The following is a 20842-nucleotide window of genomic DNA, read 5'->3' as shown; positions in this document are numbered from 1 at the left end:
GACGCATAATTCAGCCCCTTTGGGGCTGTTTCTTTGTTAAGCTATAATGAAACAACTTTCCTCTGCTTTTCCTCCATTTCTCCGCACAAAATCTTTTTATTACTAAAATTTTGGATATTTTCTTTAAACAAGGCTTGAAAAAGCCTGCATTTTCTGCGATGGTACAGCCGTTTTTATCTTTATCTTCAAGGAAAACATTATGCATAATGATAATTTAAAAGAGCTGACCCTACGGGGGATGGTGTTGGGGGCGTTGATAACGGTGCTGTTTACCGCATCAAACGTCTATTTGGGGCTGAAAGTGGGGATGACCTTTGCGTCTTCCATTCCTGCTGCGGTGATTTCTATGGCGGTGCTGAAATTCTTTAAAGATTCCAGCATTTTGGAAAACAATATGGTGCAAACGCAGGCTTCGTCTGCGGGAACGCTTTCGTCCGTGATTTTTGTATTGCCAGGTTTGTTGATGATGGGCTATTGGCAAGATTTTCCATTCTGGCAAACGATGTTGATTTGTGCTGCGGGTGGTACATTGGGCGTGTTGTTTACCATTCCGCTTCGTCGTGCGATGGTAGTGAATAGCGACTTGCCTTACCCTGAAGGCGTGGCTGCGGCGGAAATTCTTAAAGCGGGCAACCACGAAGAGGGTGATAGTGGCGTGAAAGATATTGCTTACGGCGGGATTTTTGCAGCAACGGTTGCCTTTTTTACTAATGGTTTACGCGTGGTCGCTGATGGCGCAAGTGCGTGGGTAAGCAGTGGTAAAGCCATGTTCCAACTGCCGATGGGTTTCTCGTTGGCGTTGGTCGGTGCGGGTTACTTAATCGGTATCGTAGGCGGTTTGGCAATGTTGCTCGGTGTGATCCTCACTTGGGGCGTTGCCGTACCATATTTTACCGCACACGCAGATGTGGCAGCTGATGCGAATATGGTGGATGTGGCAATGACCGCATGGAAAACCAAAGTGCGCTTTATCGGCGTGGGAACTATCGGGATTGCAGCAATTTGGACTTTATTAATTTTGATGAAACCAATGATTGAAGGGATGATGCATTCGTTCCGTATGCTAAAAGGTAATGCGGGCGAAGCGGTGGAACGCATCGATATCGACCTTTCACCAAAAACGATGATTTATATCTTAATCGCCACTGTTGCCTTGATTGTGATTTCACTCTATCACTTCATCGCTGCTGCACCGATTTCACCAGAGTTAGCGGTGTTATTAGTGGTGGTTTGTACTTTCTTAGCAGTCTTTATTGGCTTCTTCGTAGCGGCTGCTTCAGGTTATATGGCAGGCTTAGTGGGCTCATCTTCAAGCCCAATTTCAGGTATCGGGATTATTTCGGTGATCGTGATTTCGTTAGTGTTAGTGACCATCGGAAACTCTGCAGGCTTATTTGAAACGGCAGACGGTCAGAAATTTTTGACCGCTTTAACGCTTTTTACGGCATCTATCGTTTTAACCACTGCGACCATTTCAAACGATAACTTGCAAGATTTGAAAACAGGCTTGCTTGTTCACGCGACACCGTGGAGACAACAAGTTGCCTTGATTATCGGCTGCTTCGTCGGTGCGTTGGTAATTGCGCCAGTGTTAGAGATTCTCTACCATGCTTACGGCTTCAGCGGTGCATTGCCTCGTCCAGATATGGATCCATCACAAGCGTTATCTGCGCCACAAGCAACTATTATGACCACCATTTCACAAGGGATTTTCTCGAATAAATTGGAATGGACTTATATTTTAAGCGGTGTGGGTTTAGGCGCAGTGTTGATTGTGATTGATGCTTTCTTGAAAAAAATCAGCGATAAGAAAATCGGTTTGCCAGTGATCGCTGTGGGTATCGGTATCTACTTACCACCATCAATCAATATGCCTGTAATTATTGGGGCATTTTTAGCTTGGTTTATTACCCGCCATATCGCAAACTATGCAAAACGCACGGGTAGGAAAGAAGTGGCTGTTAAAGCAGAACGTTTTGGTACACTTTTCTCTGCAGGCTTAATTGTAGGCGAAAGTTTGATGGGGGTGGTGTTAGCGTTTGTGATCGCTGCTTCCGTTACTTCAGGTGGCTCTGAAGCACCACTTGCCTTAAACCTTGAAAACTGGGAAGGCATGGCAGAAGTGCTCGGATTAGCGATCTTCCTCTTCGGTTTATTCTTATTTGCTAGCCGCGTGTTGCGTGCGAAGAGAGCGAAGTAAGTTAGGATTGAAATTGAATGGGGTAAGGCATTCAATATTGGGAGGCCGGGATTAGCTACCAACTAACCCCTTCCCGATTGTATTAAGACAATCAGGCAATGTGCTACTGTCAAGCAACAACATTGCTCAGGTCGCCGATAGCACGAGATTTAACATAGAACCGCCTTTACTGGCGGTTTTTTATTATGCCGCGGGTGTTGCCTTCTATCACTCGTCAAAAATGTGATCTACATCATAAAACCAACACAAAACCATAGCCCAATCCGCACGAAATCGGTACTATATAACCCAAATTTATTATTTAATCCTTTTCACAACTCACGGAGTATTTTATGGAATTTCGTATTGAAAAAGACACTATGGGCGAAGTGCAAGTACCAGCAGAAAAATACTGGGCGGCGCAAACCGAACGTTCACGCAATAACTTCAAAATCGGGCCGGAAGCCTCAATGCCACACGAAATCATTGAAGCCTTTGGTTATTTGAAAAAAGCGGCGGCATTCGCTAACCACGATTTAGGCGTGTTGTCTGCGGAAAAGCGCGATTTAATCGCACAAGCCTGTGATGAAATTCTAGCAAATAAACTCGACGACCAATTCCCGCTCGTTATCTGGCAAACAGGTTCAGGTACGCAATCGAATATGAACGTGAACGAAGTGGTAGCAAACCGTGCACACGTTTTACACGGTGGTAAATTGGGCGAAAAATCAATCATTCACCCAAATGACGATGTGAACAAATCACAATCTTCAAACGATACCTTCCCAACGGCAATGCATATTGCAGCATACAAAAAAGTGGTAGAAACCACCATTCCTGCAGTAGAACGCTTACAAAAAACATTAGCAGCAAAATCTGAAGCATTCAAAGATGTAGTGAAAATTGGTCGTACTCACTTAATGGATGCAACCCCATTAACATTAGGTCAAGAGTTCTCGGCTTATGCCGCACAATTACACTTCGGTTTAATCGCACTGAAAAACACCCTGCCACATTTACGCCAATTAGCATTAGGTGGCACAGCGGTAGGCACAGGTTTGAACACACCAAAAGGTTATGATGTGTTAGTTGCAGATTACATCGCAAAATTCACCGCTTTACCATTCGAAACGGCAGAAAATAAATTCGAAGCGTTAGCGGCACACGATGCAATCGTGGAAACTCATGGTGCATTAAAACAGTTAGCCGTGAGTTTATTCAAAATCGCTAACGACATTCGCTTGTTAGCATCAGGTCCGCGTTCTGGTATCGGTGAAATTTTAATTCCAGAAAACGAACCAGGCTCATCTATTATGCCGGGTAAAGTAAACCCAACCCAATGCGAAGCGATGACCATGGTATGCGCACAAGTGTTAGGAAATGATACCACCATTTCATTCGTGGGTTCACAAGGGCACTTCCAATTGAACGTGTACAACCCAGTGATGATTGCAAACTTCTTACAATCTGCACAATTATTAGCAGATGCGTGCGTATCATTTGACGAACACTGTGCAGCGGGCATTGAGCCGAACTATCCACGCATCAAACAACAATTAGAGCAATCTTTAATGTTGGTGACTGCGTTAAATACCCACATCGGTTACGAAAATGCGGCGAAAATCGCAAAAACGGCGCATAAAAACGGCACAACATTGAAAGAAGAAGCGATTAACTTAGGCTTATTAACCGCTGAACAATTTGATGCTTGGGTTCGTCCAGAGGATATGGTGGGCAGCTTAAAATAACCCGCCTTGTTTAGATAAATGAAACCACCCAAATGGGTGGTTTTTTTGTAAAAGAGTGGTTAAAAATGACTGCTTACCCTCATTTCACTCTTCTCTCCTTGTGGGAGAGAGATAGCTTGACGTCGCGTTCAGCGACGGCGAGTAGAGAGAGGAGAAAACGGAGAGAGAGGTAAAACCTGTGGATAACTATTTAATAATTATTGTATGGCTATGTATAGGCTGAAACTATAAATCAGAGAAAATTAACAAAAAATCTAATCAGATCTATTTTTTGATCCGTTTTCGGAGAGAGATAAAGATCTTTACAAATCTATTTTGGAGGGTAAATAGGTTCATTATTTTTTGAGTAGAATTCACTCCATTTTTGAGGTAAAAACAGCCAATGTAAATGGGAAAATTGAGAGAATTTACAAAACAATAAGCGGTCGAATTTCGCTTTTAAAATGTAAAAAAGTGTAAGATAACCTTGCTTTGGGATTATTTTATAGACTGAAATAATGGATTAAATTTTTATTATAATCATAAAACTCCTCCATTTTTTGTAAAGATTTTGTAAAGTTTTTAACGTGAAATGTATTTTTTGTTTATTTTTTATATAATTTCACAAAGTTTTATGTATTTTTTGCATATTTTTAATATGTATCTTCATTGAACACAGTTTTACTTAAAATAAGGATTTTCTTATGAATAAGATTTATAACGTCGTTTGGAGTCATGCGACTCAATCTTGGGTGGTGGTTTCTGAATTAGCGAAAGCACACAAAAAGAAATCAAGCCATTCTTCTACTCAATCCTTTGTGGATGCAATTAGTCAAACCTTTAAACTCTCCCTTGTTGCAGCCTTATTAGGCTCATCTCTTTCTGCGAATGCAGCAACCACTCTTAATGGCGGTCAAACTACTGGTGGTGGTACAACAGCAGTTGGTGCTGGTTCTGAGGCTAACGTTGAGGGGGCAACTGCAATTGGTGAAAATACTTACGCAAATGGTGTAGCAGCATTAGCCATCGGTGGTGCGAGTCGTCGTGAGTGGGCTGCTCAAGCAACAGCAAGATACACCGTTGCAGTAGGTGAGAAATCACGTGCGACTCATGAATTTGCCGTTGCTATGGGTAATAATGCTAAATCAGAGAATAATAATGCTATTTCTGTTGGTGTGAATGCTCATTCCAAAGGCCTAAGCAGTACTGCTATGGGGGCAAATGCCAAAGCGGGGGTGGTTTCAACTGATGTTTATGATGAAGCTACGAAAACAACTAAAACAGTTAATTTAACTGCTGAACAATCTGCGGTAGCGATTGGTAATGATTCAAGTGCGGAAACAGCAGCAGCAGTTGCGGTGGGTACGAAAGCGATTACGTTTGGTTCATTTGCGGTTGCAATTGGTACGGATGCTCATGCAGGTAAAAAAGGATTAGATGCAAATGCGGGTCAAATTGCAGTGGGTGTGGCAACAAGAGCTTATGGTGCTTATGCCACTGCAATTGGTCATGCGACAGAAGTGAATGCTGATTTTGGTTCGGCATTTGGTAAACGTGCAAATGCGAAAGGTGTAGCTTCAACTGCATTAGGTGTTTATGCGGAAGCAGAAGGTCATGGCTCTGTTGCCATTGGCGGCCCATCTTATGATAATACTATTGATAATAATGCGTCTGTAGATGATGCGGGTAAGGCAAAAAAAGCAGCTCGCACGACAGGCGAAGGTGCGGTTGCGGTGGGGGCATCGTCTTTAGCACATACGCGTGCAGTAGCGGTTGGTATTCAATCTAACGCAAATGGCGAGCGCTCAATTGCGGTGGGTCATAAATCTGAAGCAGCAACAGAATCTGTTTCAATGGGCTTTAACGCCAAAACCCAAGGCTCAGGCAACATCGCGATTGGTAAAAACGCGGGCGTTGATGCTTCTAAGGGCACGGGCGATGCAGATGCGGTTGAATCTAACTTAGTAACCAACTCTGTGGCGATTGGTACAGGTGCGACTGCAACATCGAAAAATTCTATTGTGATTGGTAATGGTGCGAAAAGTATTCGTGCGGATAAGAGTTATAAAACAGGCGCAAATGCGATCGCAATTGGTGAAGGTGCAGACGCAAGCTATACCGACAGTATTGCGATGGGTACGAGTGCTGCTGTTGGTATGACAGAATCTGTTGCAATCGGTAATGGTGCAAAAGGTAATGTGAAAGCAAACGGTAATGGTAAAGCATCAACCGCAGTGGGTGCGAGAACCGAAGCAGAAGGCGATAATGCAACTGCTGTGGGTGTGCTCACTTATGCAACCGCAACTAATGCATCTGCCTTTGGTGTGAGTGCGAAAGCCCAAGGGGGAAACTCTGTTGCAATCGGTCATAATGCACAAGCATTATCTGGTGGCGATCAATACGATCTAAATGGGACAAAATATAGTAATAACGCATTAAGTTCAGTGGTGATTGGTGATAGTGCATTAACTCGTCAAAATCGTACCGTAACATTAGGTTATAAGTCCCAAACTCTCTTTACCAGTGCGGTGGCTATTGGTGATGCGGCATATGCAGATGCGGCACGTAGTATTTCTATTGGTCGTTCAAGTCGTAGCACGGGCGAAAATGCGGTGGCATTAGGTTCTGGAGACCAAAATGGTAATAGTCCAACCACAGCAAGTGGTGCACACTCTATTGCAGTGGGTTCTAATGCAAGAGCGGAACAAAGCAGCACCATTGCAATGGGTAAAGATGCTCAAGCAACGATTGAACAGGGTGTTGCTTTAGGTTCATCTTCTGTAACAACAGGACTAAGAAATGCACAAGCGTTCGATCCTGCAAACGGTCGTCGCAATTATTTTGAAGAAGCGAGAAACACTGGTCGTGCGGCACGTTCAACCATGGCTGGCGTTTCCGTAGGCAGTTCAACACAATCTCGTCAAATTAATAACGTGGCTGGCGGTACGGTTGATACCGATGCAGTGAACGTTGCTCAATTAAAAGCCGTTAACTTAAAAGTTGAAGGTAATACGACTGATTCTGCAGGTGCGGATGTTCGTTTAGTGTCAAATACCTTAAAAGTACAAGGTACGAATAATTCATTTATTACAACAAATGCAGTTGACAATCAAATTAACATTTCGACCACGCAAGCGAGAACAACCGTAGATGGCAATGGCGTTGCGAGTGTTAACAGCTCGAATAATAATCCAACCAACGGCTTAGTTACCGCAGCGGACATCATCAACACCATCAACAAAGCAGGTTGGAACATTCAAACTTCAGGCTCAAACCTTGGCACAGGTAACCAAACTGGCAAGGCGAAGGTGTCTGCGGGAACGGATGTTTCTTTCCAAGCGGCAAATAACTTAACCGCAAAACGCACAGGCACAACCATTGAATATGGCTTGGCGAGCGATTTAACCAATATCAATTCTATTCAAGGGGCGGGCAATAAAGTGAGTTTGACTGCTCAGGGGGTTGATGTTGGCGGTCAAAATATTACCAATTTAAAATCAGGCGGTACAACAGTTAATAATGCTGCCAATATTGGTGATGTGCAAAATATTTCAAAAACGAATGAGCTTCATATCAAACCTAACACCTATGCTGTTGACACAGATGGTTCGGTAAGCTTGGCTTATGAGAATGGTAATAATCAACCTGTTGCAAATAAAACCACCAAAATTACGGGCATTGCACGTGCAGATGATTTGTGGTCGTTACAAGTGGATAAAAACGGCACGAAAACCGATGTGAATGCACAAAACAAAAAGGTTGCTCTTAAACAAGGTAAGAACGTTACGCTTGATGCCGCACCAGGTCAAATTACTATCAATGCGGATGACCAAGTTGAGAAAGTTGAAAAAGACGGTGGCGATAGTAACACAGACAACTTGATTACAGTAACATCAACTAATACTGGCAAGGCAAATGCAACTTATAAATTAAATGTATCGAAAAGTGCGGTGAGATCTGCGGCTGCTTGGAACTTGAAAGATGGTAAAGACACTGACGATGGCCATGCGATTGCGGGTGGCGAGTCTGCGGTGTTTAAAAATGCAGATAACGATAACAACATTTTGGTTTCTCGTCACTTAAATGCGATTACTGTTGGCTTATCAAAAGCTTTAACAGATATGACATCGATTGGTGGCAATGGCTCAACGATTACCTTTACCAATGCAGGTTTAGATGTGGGTAGTAAGAATATTACTAACTTGGCATCGGGTGGAAATGTTGTTACTAATGCTGCCAATATTGGCGATGTAAACCGTATTGTGGGAGCTAACCAATGGGGCTTGCAAATTGATAATGGTTCGAGAACGGATGTTCCACCGGTTAACGGTAAAGTTGCGTTAAGACAAGGTAATGATATTAGTCTTGTAAAAACCCAAGACGGCGAGATTACCATCAATTCTACCGCAAAACTTCATACCAAAGGTAACTCAGCTGGTGTTGGACTTGTTTCATTATCAGATCAATCATTAACCGTAAAAGGTGCGGAGAATAGCTTTATTCGCACGTCTGCAGGTAATCAAGAAATTACGATTGAGACTACACAAGGCTCAATTATTCCAGATTCTGCTGAATATTCAGGAATACCAAGTTTAGGTGTCGATGGCTTAGTGACTGCAAGCACGGTGGTTAATGCAATTCAAAAATCTGGTTGGGTTGCAATTGGTGCGGGAAATGTAAACCTTAATAATGACGGTACGCCAGGGCTTGCCTATAGAAACCTTATCAAGCCAGGAAATACTGTTACTTTCGAGGCGGGTAAAAACTTAACTGTAGTTCAGCCTAGCACGGGTCCTGCTAAATTTACCTTTGCGTTAAACAGCAAGCTAGAAGGCATTACCCAAGTGGGTGGTAACGGCACAACCATTACATTTAATCAGAACGGCATCGGTTTAGGTGGCGATAATGCACCGAAGAAAATCACTGGCGTAGCGAATGGTACGGATGAGCATGATGCGGTGAACTTTGGGCAGTTGAAAAATATAATTGCGGCAAATGGTTCAACTGAAACAGTGAAGAAAGATGCTAACGTTGCGAATAACTTAGCTGCTGTTCGTGTTTCAAAAGGCTCAGAAGGCGCATCAAATGCAGAATATAGCGTTTCTGTGAAAACAGAAGACGTGAAGGATGTGGCACGTCAAGCGGTCACATTAACCCAAAATTCTACAGGCCCGATTAAGGTAACGGCGACACAGAACGATACCACACATAACACAAACTATAGTGTGACATTTGATGGTGCAGAAGCGGCAAAATCTATTCCATTGAGCTATGCAGCGAATAATGAAACGGCGAAAACGGTAACATTAGAGCAAGGGTTGAAATTCACGAACGGTACACGCACGGTGGCAAGTGTTGAAAATGGTGGCGTGGTGAAATTCGATTTGAATCAAGCAACGGCAGATAAAATTGATAATGCTATCACTGACAACACAATTGCGTTAGGCGATGGCACCCATTTTACGAAAGCTCAAAACTTAACTGAAGAAAAAGGTATTCGTTTTAATGTTGTGGGCGCGAATAATAGCGAAAATATTGTCACTACAGCGAGCCAAGATGGTAATAACATCAGCGTTGATTTATCAAATGCGATGAAAAAAACCATTAACAACAAAGCGAATAACACCTTAAATAACATTACTCCAGAAGGCGAGAAAGTGATCACAGGTTTAGGTACTGAGATCACCGCAGGCGATCGTATTAGTTTAGATGGTTCAACCACAGATGCAAATGGCAAACGCCACTATCGCATCAGCGCTGACAAACAAGTTGAAGCAGTTGAAGCAGCAGAACATAAAGCAAATGATGAAAACCTTGTAGAAGTCACAGTAAAATCAGGTAAGAAAGGTGAAGCTAATGCGACTTATGCGGTTGGCGTATCGAAACAAGCGGTGCAAAATGCTGCAGCGTGGATCTTAAAAGATGGTAATGACACAGCAAGCGCAGGCAAAACGATTTCTGGTGGTCAAGCGGTCGTAATTAAGAACGCAGATGCAAATGTGGCAGTAAAACGTACAGATAATGAGATTAGTGTAGGTTTAGCAAACACCTTAACCAACATCAACTCAATTGGTGGCAATAGTCAAACCATTAAGTTTGAAAATGAAGGCATCAATGTAGGCGGTGCACAGATAACTAATGTGAAATCAGGTGGTGATGTTCCAAATAATGCGGCAAATATCAGTGATGTAACGCGTATTTCTCAAGCGAACGATACTTTTATCAAGAAAGGCACTTACGCAGTGAATGGCGACAATGAAGTGGTATTGAAATACGCGAACGCAGCGGGTGATGTTGCAGGCGAAGCGAAAATCACAGGCGTTGCGAAAGCGAGCGATATTTGGTCATTACAAGCAAATGGCGCAGATGTTACACCGAATAATAAGAAAGTGAATCTTGTTCAAGGGGATAACATTTCGATTACATCAAAAGATGGCACAGTGACCATTTCAAGCAAGTTCAATGCAGCTGATGCGGCGAAAAATGACTTACGTTTGGTACAAAATCAAGCGGAAGGCTCAAATGGTAAATACGCAGTAAGCGACACAGGCGAAGTGACCTTAACGGTTCAAGATGGCAAGGGTGGCAATAAATCTAACGTTGTGATCGGTGGTATTGCGAAAAATGATTTGAGCAATATTACGACCACAGGCGAAAGCAAAGTTAAGAATCTTGCTGCGTGGAAAATCCAAGCCAATGATGCGGCAGAACAAACAGTTGCTGGTGGCGATACGGTTAAATTCAAAAATGGTCAAAACATTGAAATTACCAATGAGAACAAAGTCTTCACGGTAAAAACGGCTGATAATTTAACCGCATCTAGCTTAGAGACAGGCGATACGAGAGTGGAGACAGGTGGCATCACGATTAAGAATGGTGCGAACGGTAATGCGACAGTATCGTTAACCAAAGCGGGCTTAAACAACGGTGGTAACAAAATTACTAACGTTGAGAGAGGTACAGAAAGCAGTGATGCGGTCAATAAAGGTCAGTTAGATGAGATTGGCAACAATGTTATCTCATTGGGTGCGGATAGAAATACTGCAACGCAAACGCAAACATTACGTCAAGCAGGTGGCATTAAGTTTAATGTATTAGGTAGTTCGAACATTACGACAGCGGGTGCGGGTAATAACGTAACCGTGACTTTAGCGAACGCGTTAACAGGCATTACCTCGATTGCGGGTAATGGCACAACGGTAAGTTGGACATCAGAAGGCTTGAACCTTGGCGATGGCAATAAACAAATTAAAGGTATCGCGAAAGGTACGCAAGACAATGATGCGGTAAACGTAGCGCAATTGAATGCGGTATCGACGCAACTGAACAACACGGTGAAATTGGGCGGTAACACTGGTGTGACAAAAGAACAAACCTTGTCACAAGCGGGTGGAATCCAATTTAATGTTGTAGGTGCAGAGAACGGTAAGAACATCGTAACGAAAGCAACGGGTACAGACGGCAATGTGACGGTTGATTTATCGGATGAGATGAAAACAACGATTAATAACAAAGCGAATACAAACTTAGCCAATATTACAACTGACGGTAAGAAAGTGATTACTGCCTTGGGTACGGTGTTAGAAGCAGGCGATCGCATTACGTTGGATGATTCAAAATCGGATAAAGAGACAGGCAAGAAAGTCTATAAAGTCAGCGCGGCAGAGCAAGTTGAGAAAGTGGTGAAGAAAGCTGGGGATGACAATATCCTTGAGTATGAAGCACCGAATGCAGGTCAAGCGAATGCGACTTATACGTTAGGCGTATCGAAAGCGACAGTGGCTGATATTGCGAAAAAGGCTTCAGCTTGGAATCTTCAAGTGAATGCAGGTAATGCAGAGAAAGTGGAAGGTGGTGATACAGTTAAATTCGTGAACGGCACAAACATTGCGGTCACGAATACAGGTAAAGAAATCACTATTGGCACTAACCCGAACTTAACGGCGACCAGCTTAGAGACAGGCGATACGAGAGTGGAGACAGGTGGCATCACGATTAAGAATGGTGCGAACGGTAATGCGACAGTATCGTTAACCAAAGCGGGCTTAAATAACGGTGGTAATCAAATTACCAATGTTGCAGAAGGTACAGAGACTAATCATGCAGTGAATGTCGGTCAGTTAAATAAAGCCGCAGCGAAAGCAACTACTACAGTTTCGGTAAATGATGGTAATACTGATGGAAATCTTGTTCTTACAACAAATAACAAGTTTGCAGACGGTCACACTAACTATGATGTGAAACTTGCGAATAAAGTGACGTTAGGTACTGAAAATAATAAGAAAGTTATTATTGATGGTACAGTTGGTAGTGTTCTTGTGGGTGCGGGCGATACTGGTAGTCCGATTAATATTGATGGCGTAGCACATCAAATTACGGGCTTAACCAATACGACTCTAGATGTAGCTGGTTTTGGTAAATCAATGCGTGCTGCAACAGAAGAGCAACTAGCGTTAGTTCGTAGTGAGTCTGTAAGCAAAGAAAAACACATCAGAGCGGGTGAATATGAAGTGGGTTCAAAAACAATTAAAGCAGATGCTAAATCTGATGAAGTTGTGATGAACTATGCGGATGGCACAGGCAAAGTGATTGAGAATGAATTTGCTGTGATTAAAGGTGTGGCGAATACAGACTTGTCAAATATCACAGAGGTAGCAAAAACTACGATTCAGAGCTTAACGAATGTGGTAGGAGATGGTAAAAACATTTCTGTTTCCTCTGAAGAGAAAGACGGCGTGAAGACTTACACGGTGAAAGGTGCAGACCAAGTGGAATCAGTGACAACCTCAACCGCGGCACAAGATGATGAAAACATCGCGACAGTGACGATGGTAGAGGGCGCAGATAAATCGGCGAATGCACGTTATGGCGTGGGCGTATCGAAAGCGAAAGTGGCTGATATTGCGAAGGAAGTTGTTACTGCGAAGGACTTACGCTTAGTGCAAAACCAAGCGAAAGATTCTGATGGAAAATACTCTGTCAATGATGCTGGTGAAGTCAGCTTAACTGTTCAAGATGGTGAAGGCAAAAATGCAACTAGCGTAGTGATCAATGGTATTGCGAAGTCTGATCTGAAAAATATTACGGATGATGGTAAAACGGTAGTTCATAATATTGCGAAAGATGCAGTGAAAGTGATTGAAGGTAAAAATACAACGGTAACTTCAGGCATAGATAAAGATGGTAAAACCAGAACTTATGCTGTGAATGTAAAAGGCGCGTTGGATGAAATTACATCAATTACTAATACGCAAGGTTCAGGCAAATTAACCATTGCAGATGCAGGTAAGGTGCTTATCGATGGAGATAAAGCGATTACATTGGATGGAAAACAAGGCTATGTAACAGGCTTACAAAATAAAGAGTGGACGGTTGGTCAAACGACTTATGAAAGTGGTCGTGCAGCAACGGAAGACCAGTTGAAGTCTGTTAGCGATAAAGTCAATGTTGTGTCAACAAATACTATCAAATTGACGGGTAATGAAGGTGCAACAGCAGAGCAACGCCTTGATAAAGAGGGTGGAATTGAGTTTGCAGTGAAAGGTGGAGATAGTATCAAAACAATCGCAAATGGTTCAGCAGTAACCATTGATTTATCAGATAAAGCGAAAGCGACATTAGCGCACAAATATAGTGTAGAAGGCGAGGGTAACAACGTACACGTTGATACAGATACTACGGATAAAGCGAATACGAAGTTCAAAGTATCGGTGGATAAAACGAAACTAGAAGCGGGAGTGAATACAACAGTAACTGGTGATGGCATTACTAATGCATTCCATGTAAATGTTGCAGGTGACTTAAGTGGTATTACTTCTATTACAAACAACACAGGTTCAGGCAAAGTGAGCTTTGCAGAGAACGGAGTGGTGAATGTAGAAGGCGATAAGTCAATTTCACTTGATGGTAAAACAGGGGTAATTACGGGCTTAACCAACACGACCCTAGATGTAGCTGGCTTTGGTGCATCAAACCGTGCGGCGACAGAAGAGCAATTAAAAGCACTTTCTGATAAAGCGAAAACAACTGTTTCTGTGAACAATGAGGGTAAAGATGAGAATAAAAATCTCGCTTTAACTGAAACAACGAGAGAAGATGGTCACACAAACTACGATATTAAACTTGCTGATAAGGTAACTTTAGGCAAGGATAATAATAAAGTGGTTGTGAATGGTGAAAATGGTTCTATTGTTGTGGGTGGTAATGCTGAAAAAGCTGTGACCATCAATGGTACAGAAGGCACTGTAACTAACTTGTCTAACCGTACTTGGGAAATTGGTAAAACAGAAGCTGTGAAAGGCCGTGCTGCAACAGAAGATCAGTTAAAAGCGCTTGATACTGTGATTAACGGTGGATTGAATTTTGCGACACAAACTGCGAATGTGGTTATCAACAGAAAACTAGGTGAGACCTTAGAGATTGTTGGTGGCGATGCAGAAGCAGAGGCAAAAGCTGAAGATTACACTGGTGCGAACATTAGAACCTTTAGTGAAAATAACAAAGTTGTTATTCGTATGGCTAAAAATGTGAACTTAACCGATAAAGGTTCTGTGAATGTGGGCAATACGGTTGTGAATAACAATGGTGTTGAAATTAAACGTCCTGCAGGCGATAAAGCTGAAGCAACAGTTGTAACCTTAACAGGCAATGGTTTGAACAATGGTGGTAATACGATTACCAATGTGAAAGCGGGCGAGAAAGACACTGATGTGGTAAACGTATCGCAATTAAATGCGAAAGCTACAGCTGCGAAAACAACCGTTTCTGTGAATGGTGAAGATAAAGATGCGAACAAAAATCTTGTCTTAGCCGAAAGCAAGGCTACGGATGGTCACACTAACTATGATGTGAAACTTGCGAATAAAGTGACATTAGGCACTGATACAACAAAACAAGTGATTCTGGATGGTACAGCAGGCACGATTACTGCAGGTTCTGGTAATAATGTTGTGATTGTTGATGGATCTAAAGCATTAATTCGTGTAGGTAATGGCACAAATCACGTTTCAATTGATGGTGCAAGCGGTCATATTACTGGCCTAGCTAACCGTGAATGGGTTGTTGGTAAAACGGAAGCGGTAAGCGGACGTGCGGCAACTGAAGATCAATTGAAATCGGTAAGCGATAAAGTGAATGTTGTTGCAAGCAACACAATCAAATTAAGTGGTGATAAAGGCTCTACAGACGAGCAACGTCTTGATCAAAAAAATGGTATTAACTTCAGCGTAGTTGGCGATAATAAATATATCGAAACGAAAGCAGAAGGTAACAAAGTTGCCGTTGGTTTAACCAAAGATATTAAAGATAAGATCGATAATGCCGCAAATAATAACCTAACCAATATTACTAACGAAGGTAAGAAAGAGATTACTAAGTTAGGTACTATTGTGGAAGGCAGTGATAGTGTAAGCGTAAGTGTATCTAAAGAAGACAAAGATACAGGACAAAAAACTTACAAAGTTGATCTTAAACCTGTAGTGACTATTGGAGATAGTAATAAAGTGACTATCAACGGTACTACGGGTAATGTCGGTGGATTAACCAATAAAACTTGGAATCCTAATCAGATCACAAGTGGTCAAGCAGCGACGGAAGATCAGTTGAAAGTCGTTCACAATGAAGTGAAAGATGTGACGAACAAAGGCTTAACTTTCAAAGCTCAAGACAATTCATCAGTAACCAAAAAATTAGGCGATACGCTTGATGTTGTGGGCGAAAATGGCATTACTACTGTGGTTTCAACTGATAACAAGTTAGTGGTTAAATTAGGCAATAACTTGAACATTGGTGAGAAAGCGAAAGACGGTAAAGAGGGTGTCGATGGCTCTATCGGTGTAAATGGTAAAGACGGCAGTGCAGTTGTGATTAACGGCAAAGACGGCTCTATCGGCTTGAATGGTAAAGATGGTAAAAATGGCGTTACCATTAAAGGTGCTGATGGTAAAGTGGGTGTGGATGGTAAAGATGGTACAACACGTATCGTTTATACTGAAAACAATAAAACTCACGAAGTAGCGACTACAGAAGATGGTATGAAGTTCGGTGGTGACAAAGGTACAACTGTTTCACGTAAATTGAATTCTCAATTGAATGTGAAAGGTGGTGCGAAAGGTGAGCTAACCGAACATAACATCGCTGTTGTTGCAGATGGCAATGATACGCTCAACGTGAAATTGGCGAAAGACGTTGATCTTGGTGATAAAGGTTCTGTGAAAACAGGCAAAACTGTGATTAACGAGAATGGCGTAACTATTGGTTTAGACAAAAAAACCGTAGTTAAATTAACCGAAGAAGGTCTAAATAATGGTGGTCGACGCGTAACTAATATTGCAGAAGGTAAAGAGAATACAGATGCAGTAAGCGTAAGCCAATTACGTAGAACGAACCAAGCGGTTATCAATAATGCTCACAATATTGCACGCTTAGATAATAAGATCGATAACGTAGATCGTAACTTACGTGCAGGTATTGCAGGTGCTTTAGCAACAGGTGGCTTATATCAAGCAGCTCAACCAGGTAAATCAATGATTTCAGCGGGGGCTGGTACTTATAAAGGCCAAAATGCTGTCGCGGTAGGTTATTCTCGAATTTCTGACAACGGTAAAATCGGTGTTAAATTCAGTGTGAATAGTAATACTCGCGGTGATAAAGGTGCTGCTGCAAGCGTGGGTTACCAATGGTAATTGTGAATTTGTAGCGAATAGAAAAGTCGGCAGAAATGCCGACTTTTTCTTTTTTATTTGGCAATCAAAAAGGGCGTATTGAATACGCCCTAGATGAGATTTATTAGAGATTAGAAACTCGCAGCAATGCGATCTAACTCTGCTTTTGCAGATTGTTGTGCTTTTTCGACCGCTTCAGGACCGTAACCAATCCCTTCCGCATAGACAAATTCTACCTCAGTAATGCCGATAAAATTTAACACCGTTTGCATATAAAGTTTTGCTAAATCTGCATGGCTATCTTTGTAAATGCCGCCATGAGCTAAAATAACAATCGCTTTTTTGCCTGTGATTAAACCTTCGGGACCATTTGCCGTATAACGGAAAGTTACACCCGTACGGTTGAGATAATCAATATAGGTTTTAAGTTGAGCAGGGATGCCTAAGTTATACATCGGCACACCAAAAACTAACACATCGCTATTGTTTACTTCGCCAATAAGCTGGTTTGAAAGTTCAAGCATTTTTTGTTGTGCTTCGGTTGTCGGTTCACCACGTGTGCCTGTTGCGGCATCTAAGTTGTAGTAAGGGAGTGGGTTTGCACCGAAATCGTGTTCAGTGATGTTCGCGGTAATTTTAGATTTTAAGTAGTCGACAAGTTGGCTTGATTGTGAGTTATTTGCCAAGATGCTTGATTTGATGACTAAAACATTTTTCATTGGAAGCTCCAAATAAATCATTGAAAAAACGTTGTTAGTGTAAGTAAAATCAAGGCAGGAATAAAGAGGATAAAAGTAAAGAGACTCTTTATTCTGGCTAAAGAATTTTTGAGTGATTTCTTTCGTTGATTGAACTAAATACAACAAGCGGTTAAAATTGCCACAGAATTTCCTAAATTGTGCGGCATTTTTTATGCCTAAGGATGAAAAATGAAAGTCGCTGTGTATAGCACCTAGAAGGTTTGACGGGCTTTAATATGCACGGTAAAACAGCGGGTGTGATTGGCACGGGCAAAATCGGGATTGCGACGATGCGAATTTTGAAAGGTTTTGGGATGAACATTCTGGCTTACGACCCATTCCATAATCCTATCGTGGACAAGTTAGGCGGCAAATATGTATCGTTGGACGAGCTTTATGCCCATTCCGATGTGATTACTTTGCATTGTCCTGCGACCGCAGAAAATCACTATATGCTGAATGAGACGGCATTTAATAAAATGAAAGATGGTATGATGATTATCAACACAAGTCGTGGTGGTTTGATTGATAGCCAAGCCGCAATTGAAGCTTTAAAACGCCAAAAAATTGGGGCGTTGGGTATGGATGTTTACGAAAACGAACGCGAGTTGTTCTTCGAAGATAAATCCAATGATGTGATTACCGATGATGTGTTCCGTCGTCTCTCTTCTTGCCATAATGTGTTGTTTACAGGACATCAAGCGTTTTTAACCGAAGAGGCATTAGTGAATATTTCGGAAGTGACACTGTCGAATATTCTAGACATTGCCAATAACGGCGAATGTGTGAATGCGGTGAAAGCCTGATTTTAGCTATACAAGCGATAGTATTTTCAAGATGATTTGCAACAAGCTATTTGTTGCAAATCATTTTTATTTATAGATAATAGTGCCTATTTTTAACGCATTATTAACTTTTTCTATGAAGATTCTTTACGCACTTTTGGGTTTTATTTTTCTCGGCATCGGCATTGCTGGCATTATTTTGCCAGGCCTTCCTGGTACGGTGTTCTTGCTGAGTGCTTTGTTCTGCTTTACGCGTAGTTCCGAGCGTTTGCATAGTTGGTTTATCAGCACCAAAATTTATCAGAATCATTTGAAAGAGTTTAATGAGCAGCGTGCGCTGACTAAAAAGGCGAAGATGCGGATTCTGATGATCGGCACGACGGTGATGGGTGTGACGTTTTTTATTAGCTCATCGTGGGTCATTAAGGCCATTATTCTATGTGCGTTGGTGGTGAAATATCTGGTGTTCTTTTTCTATATTAAGACGTTGGATGAAGATATGCCTAATTTGCAAGAAAGTATAGAAAATTGAGCGCTTGAAAAATAAATAAAAGAACGCCCGTCTATGTGTGAACATAAACGGGCGTTTCGTTATACAAGCGGTTGATTTTGCTCGTCGTTTGGTAAAGAATTAAGCGTAGTACATCTCAAATTCCACTGGGTGTGGGGTCATATTTAAACGCTCAACTTCTTTACGACGGATGCCGATGTAGGCTTCGATAAATTCTTTGGTGAATACGCCACCTTGGGTTAAGAATTCAAAATCGGCCGCTAAAGAATCTAACGCTTCGCCTAATGAGCTTGCCACTGCTGGAATTTCTTTTAACTCTTCTGGCGGTAAGTCGTAGAGGTTTTTATCCATTGCATCGCCTGGGTGGATTTTGTTGATCACACCGTCAAGACCTGCCATTAATAATGCCGCGAAACATAAGTATGGGTTTGCTAATGGATCTGGGAAACGTGCTTCTACGCGAGTCGCTTTCGGGCTAGTTACCGCAGGAATACGGATAGATGCCGAGCGGTTACTTGCCGAGTAAGCTAATAACACAGGAGCTTCAAAGCCTGGCACTAAGCGTTTGTATGAGTTGGTCGATGGGTTGGTAAACGCATTCAACGCTTTGGCGTGCTTGATGATACCACCGATGTAGTAAAGGGCAGTTTCCGATAAGCCTGCGTATTTGTCGCCCATAAACACGTTTTTGCCATCTTTGCTTAATGACATATTACAGTGCATACCTGAGCCATTGTCGCCTGCGAATGGTTTTGGCATAAAGCACGCAGTTTTGCCGTGTTCAAGTGCTACGTTTTGTACCACATATTTATAGATTTGGGTTTCGTCTGCTTTTAAGGTTAAGCTATTGAATTTAGTTGCGATTTCGTTTTGACCTGCGGTTGCCACTTCGTGGTGGTGCGCTTCAATCACTAAGCCCATCTCTTCCATAATTAAGCACATTTCAGAACGAATATCATGTGCAGTGTCGAGTGGTGCAACGGCACAGTAGCCGCCTTTTTTCAATGGACGATAAGCGTTGTTGCCGTTTTCATATTTGCGGTTGGTGTTCCACATCGCTTCTACATCATCAATATGATAAGAAACGTTTTGCGGATCGGTTGAGAAACGTACATCATCAAATAAGAAGAACTCTGGCTCTGGACCGAACATTACATTATCTGCAATACCTGTTGATTTTAAGAAGTTTTCTGCACGAATTGCGATAGAACGCGGGTCGCGGTCGTAACTTTGCATTGTGTTAGGGTCGTAGATGCTACAGCGGAGAGAGAGGGTTGGGATTTGAGCGAATGGGTCAACAACAGCGGTTTCAGGGATTGGCATTAACAGCATATCTGCTTTGTTAATGGCTTTCCAGCCTTCAACCGATGAGCCGTCGAACATCTTTCCTTCTTCAAAAAGATCTTCAAGGTCGTCAGCAACAAGGCTTACAGGTAAAGAAACACCGTGTTCCTTGCCCTTAATATCGGTAAATCGTAATAAAACGAACTTGATTTCGTTTTCACGAATTATTTTTGCAACGTTTGCGATTGCATTAGTGTTTGACATTTGGCTTCCTCATTAAATACACAACGTGAAATAAAGCAGAATAATAACATTTCTCTTCACTAAATAGTGAGATTTTCATTAAGAAAAGCAGAAAATTTCCTTTAATGAGATGAGTAATGTTAGAATTTATGCAAAAAAAAGATGATTATCACGCAATTTGTATGAAATAAAAACAAATGAATGAAAATGTTAAAATTTTTTCAAAAAGTGCTAGACAAGGGAAGGCGAAATCTATAATATACCCTTCCGTTGCGGCGCACTAATCAAAACAACGCGTTCGTAGCTCAGTTGGATAGAGCGTTGGCCTCCGGAGCCAAAGGTCGCAAGTTCGAATCTTGTCGAGCGCGCCAGGTCAAATGCTAAAACCAATGAAGTTATGGTGGCTATAGCTCAGTTGGTAGAGCCCTGGATTGTGATTCCAGTTGTCGTGGGTTCGAATCCCATTAGCCACCCCATTAAATATCTCGAAAGAGAATCAGACGGCGAGTAGCGCAGCTTGGTAGCGCAACTGGTTTGGGACCAGTGGGTCGTAGGTTCAAATCCTATCTCGCCGACCAATTTTATTTGTTCTTTAACAACTTATCAGACAATCTGTGTGGGCACTTGTTGATTGACTTAGTTAAAATATTTTAATTTTGAAGTCTTGATAAAAGTGCTAACTAGAAATTCATTTTTACCTTTAAATTAAAT

6 protein-coding genes, 3 tRNA genes and 1 pseudogene are annotated in these 20842 nt (G+C 42.0%); 8 read left to right on the top strand and 2 right to left on the bottom strand.

Annotated features, from left to right (window positions below; translation table 11 throughout):
- The first annotated feature begins 199 nt into the window (after nucleotides 1-199).
- The 3 genes from DPV92_RS06545 (at nucleotide 200) to DPV92_RS06535 (ending at nucleotide 16589) form a co-directional block, all read left to right on the top strand.
- Entirely contained in the window at nucleotides 200-2200 is a 2001-nt protein-coding gene (locus tag DPV92_RS06545; RefSeq protein ID WP_111354186.1) for an OPT family oligopeptide transporter, read from the top strand.
- 332 nt (nucleotides 2201-2532) lie between these two features.
- Nucleotides 2533-3927, top strand: a complete 1395-nt coding sequence (fumC, locus tag DPV92_RS06540; RefSeq protein WP_111354185.1) for a class II fumarate hydratase — start codon at nucleotides 2533-2535, stop codon at nucleotides 3925-3927.
- A gap of 683 nt (nucleotides 3928-4610) precedes the next feature.
- The gene (locus DPV92_RS06535) at nucleotides 4611-16589 is read left to right on the top strand and encodes a YadA-like family protein (RefSeq protein ID WP_111354184.1); all 11979 of its coding nucleotides are present in this window, start codon (nucleotides 4611-4613) and stop codon (nucleotides 16587-16589) included.
- Between the two features lie 110 nt (nucleotides 16590-16699).
- Here the strand turns inward: DPV92_RS06535 and DPV92_RS06530 are convergent, their stop codons facing one another.
- Entirely contained in the window at nucleotides 16700-17287 is a 588-nt protein-coding gene (locus tag DPV92_RS06530) for an FMN-dependent NADH-azoreductase (RefSeq protein ID WP_111354183.1), read from the bottom strand.
- 233 nt (nucleotides 17288-17520) lie between these two features.
- Here DPV92_RS06530 and DPV92_RS06525 point away from each other — a divergent pair.
- Nucleotides 17521-18114: pseudogene (locus DPV92_RS06525) on the top strand (NAD(P)-dependent oxidoreductase); the annotation flags it as partial.
- Nucleotides 18115-18229: 115 nt separating this feature from the next.
- Nucleotides 18230-18625, top strand: coding sequence for a YbaN family protein (locus tag DPV92_RS06520; RefSeq protein ID WP_111354270.1), 396 nt, complete (start codon nucleotides 18230-18232; stop codon nucleotides 18623-18625).
- Nucleotides 18626-18724: 99 nt separating this feature from the next.
- Here DPV92_RS06520 and glnA read toward each other — a convergent pair whose 3' ends face one another.
- Nucleotides 18725-20152: a type I glutamate--ammonia ligase gene (gene glnA / locus DPV92_RS06515; RefSeq protein ID WP_111354182.1), complete on the bottom strand. Its 1428-nt coding sequence runs from the start codon at nucleotides 20150-20152 to the stop codon at nucleotides 18725-18727.
- 273 nt (nucleotides 20153-20425) lie between these two features.
- On the opposite strand from glnA, the gene DPV92_RS06510 reads away from it, so the two are divergent.
- The 3 genes from DPV92_RS06510 to DPV92_RS06500 all read left to right on the top strand — a co-directional run bounded on the left by DPV92_RS06510 (nucleotide 20426) and on the right by DPV92_RS06500 (nucleotide 20709).
- Nucleotides 20426-20502, top strand: a tRNA-Arg gene (locus tag DPV92_RS06510).
- Between the two features lie 29 nt (nucleotides 20503-20531).
- Nucleotides 20532-20607, top strand: a tRNA-His gene (locus tag DPV92_RS06505).
- 25 nt (nucleotides 20608-20632) lie between these two features.
- Nucleotides 20633-20709 (top strand) — tRNA-Pro (locus DPV92_RS06500).
- The last annotated feature ends 133 nt before the right edge of the window (nucleotides 20710-20842 follow it).

This window comes from Pseudohaemophilus paraphrohaemolyticus, from assembly GCF_003253115.1.
Lineage (GTDB): Bacteria > Pseudomonadota > Gammaproteobacteria > Enterobacterales > Pasteurellaceae > Haemophilus_A > Haemophilus_A paraphrohaemolyticus_A.
Note: the sequence above shows the minus strand (reverse complement) of the source record. Positions and strands in the feature narration are given on the sequence as shown.

Bases quoted from the DNA above. Each gene is read 5' to 3' on its own strand.
- DPV92_RS06545 (WP_111354186.1), top strand. From the start codon at position 200: ATGCATAATGATAATTTAAAAGAGCTGACCCTACGGGGGATGGTGTTG.
- fumC (WP_111354185.1), top strand. From the start codon at position 2,533: ATGGAATTTCGTATTGAAAAAGACACTATGGGCGAAGTGCAAGTACCA.
- DPV92_RS06535 (WP_111354184.1), top strand. From the start codon at position 4,611: ATGAATAAGATTTATAACGTCGTTTGGAGTCATGCGACTCAATCTTGG.
- DPV92_RS06530 (WP_111354183.1), bottom strand. From the start codon at position 17,287: ATGAAAAATGTTTTAGTCATCAAATCAAGCATCTTGGCAAATAACTCA.
- DPV92_RS06520 (WP_111354270.1), top strand. From the start codon at position 18,230: ATGAAGATTCTTTACGCACTTTTGGGTTTTATTTTTCTCGGCATCGGC.
- glnA (WP_111354182.1), bottom strand. From the start codon at position 20,152: ATGTCAAACACTAATGCAATCGCAAACGTTGCAAAAATAATTCGTGAA.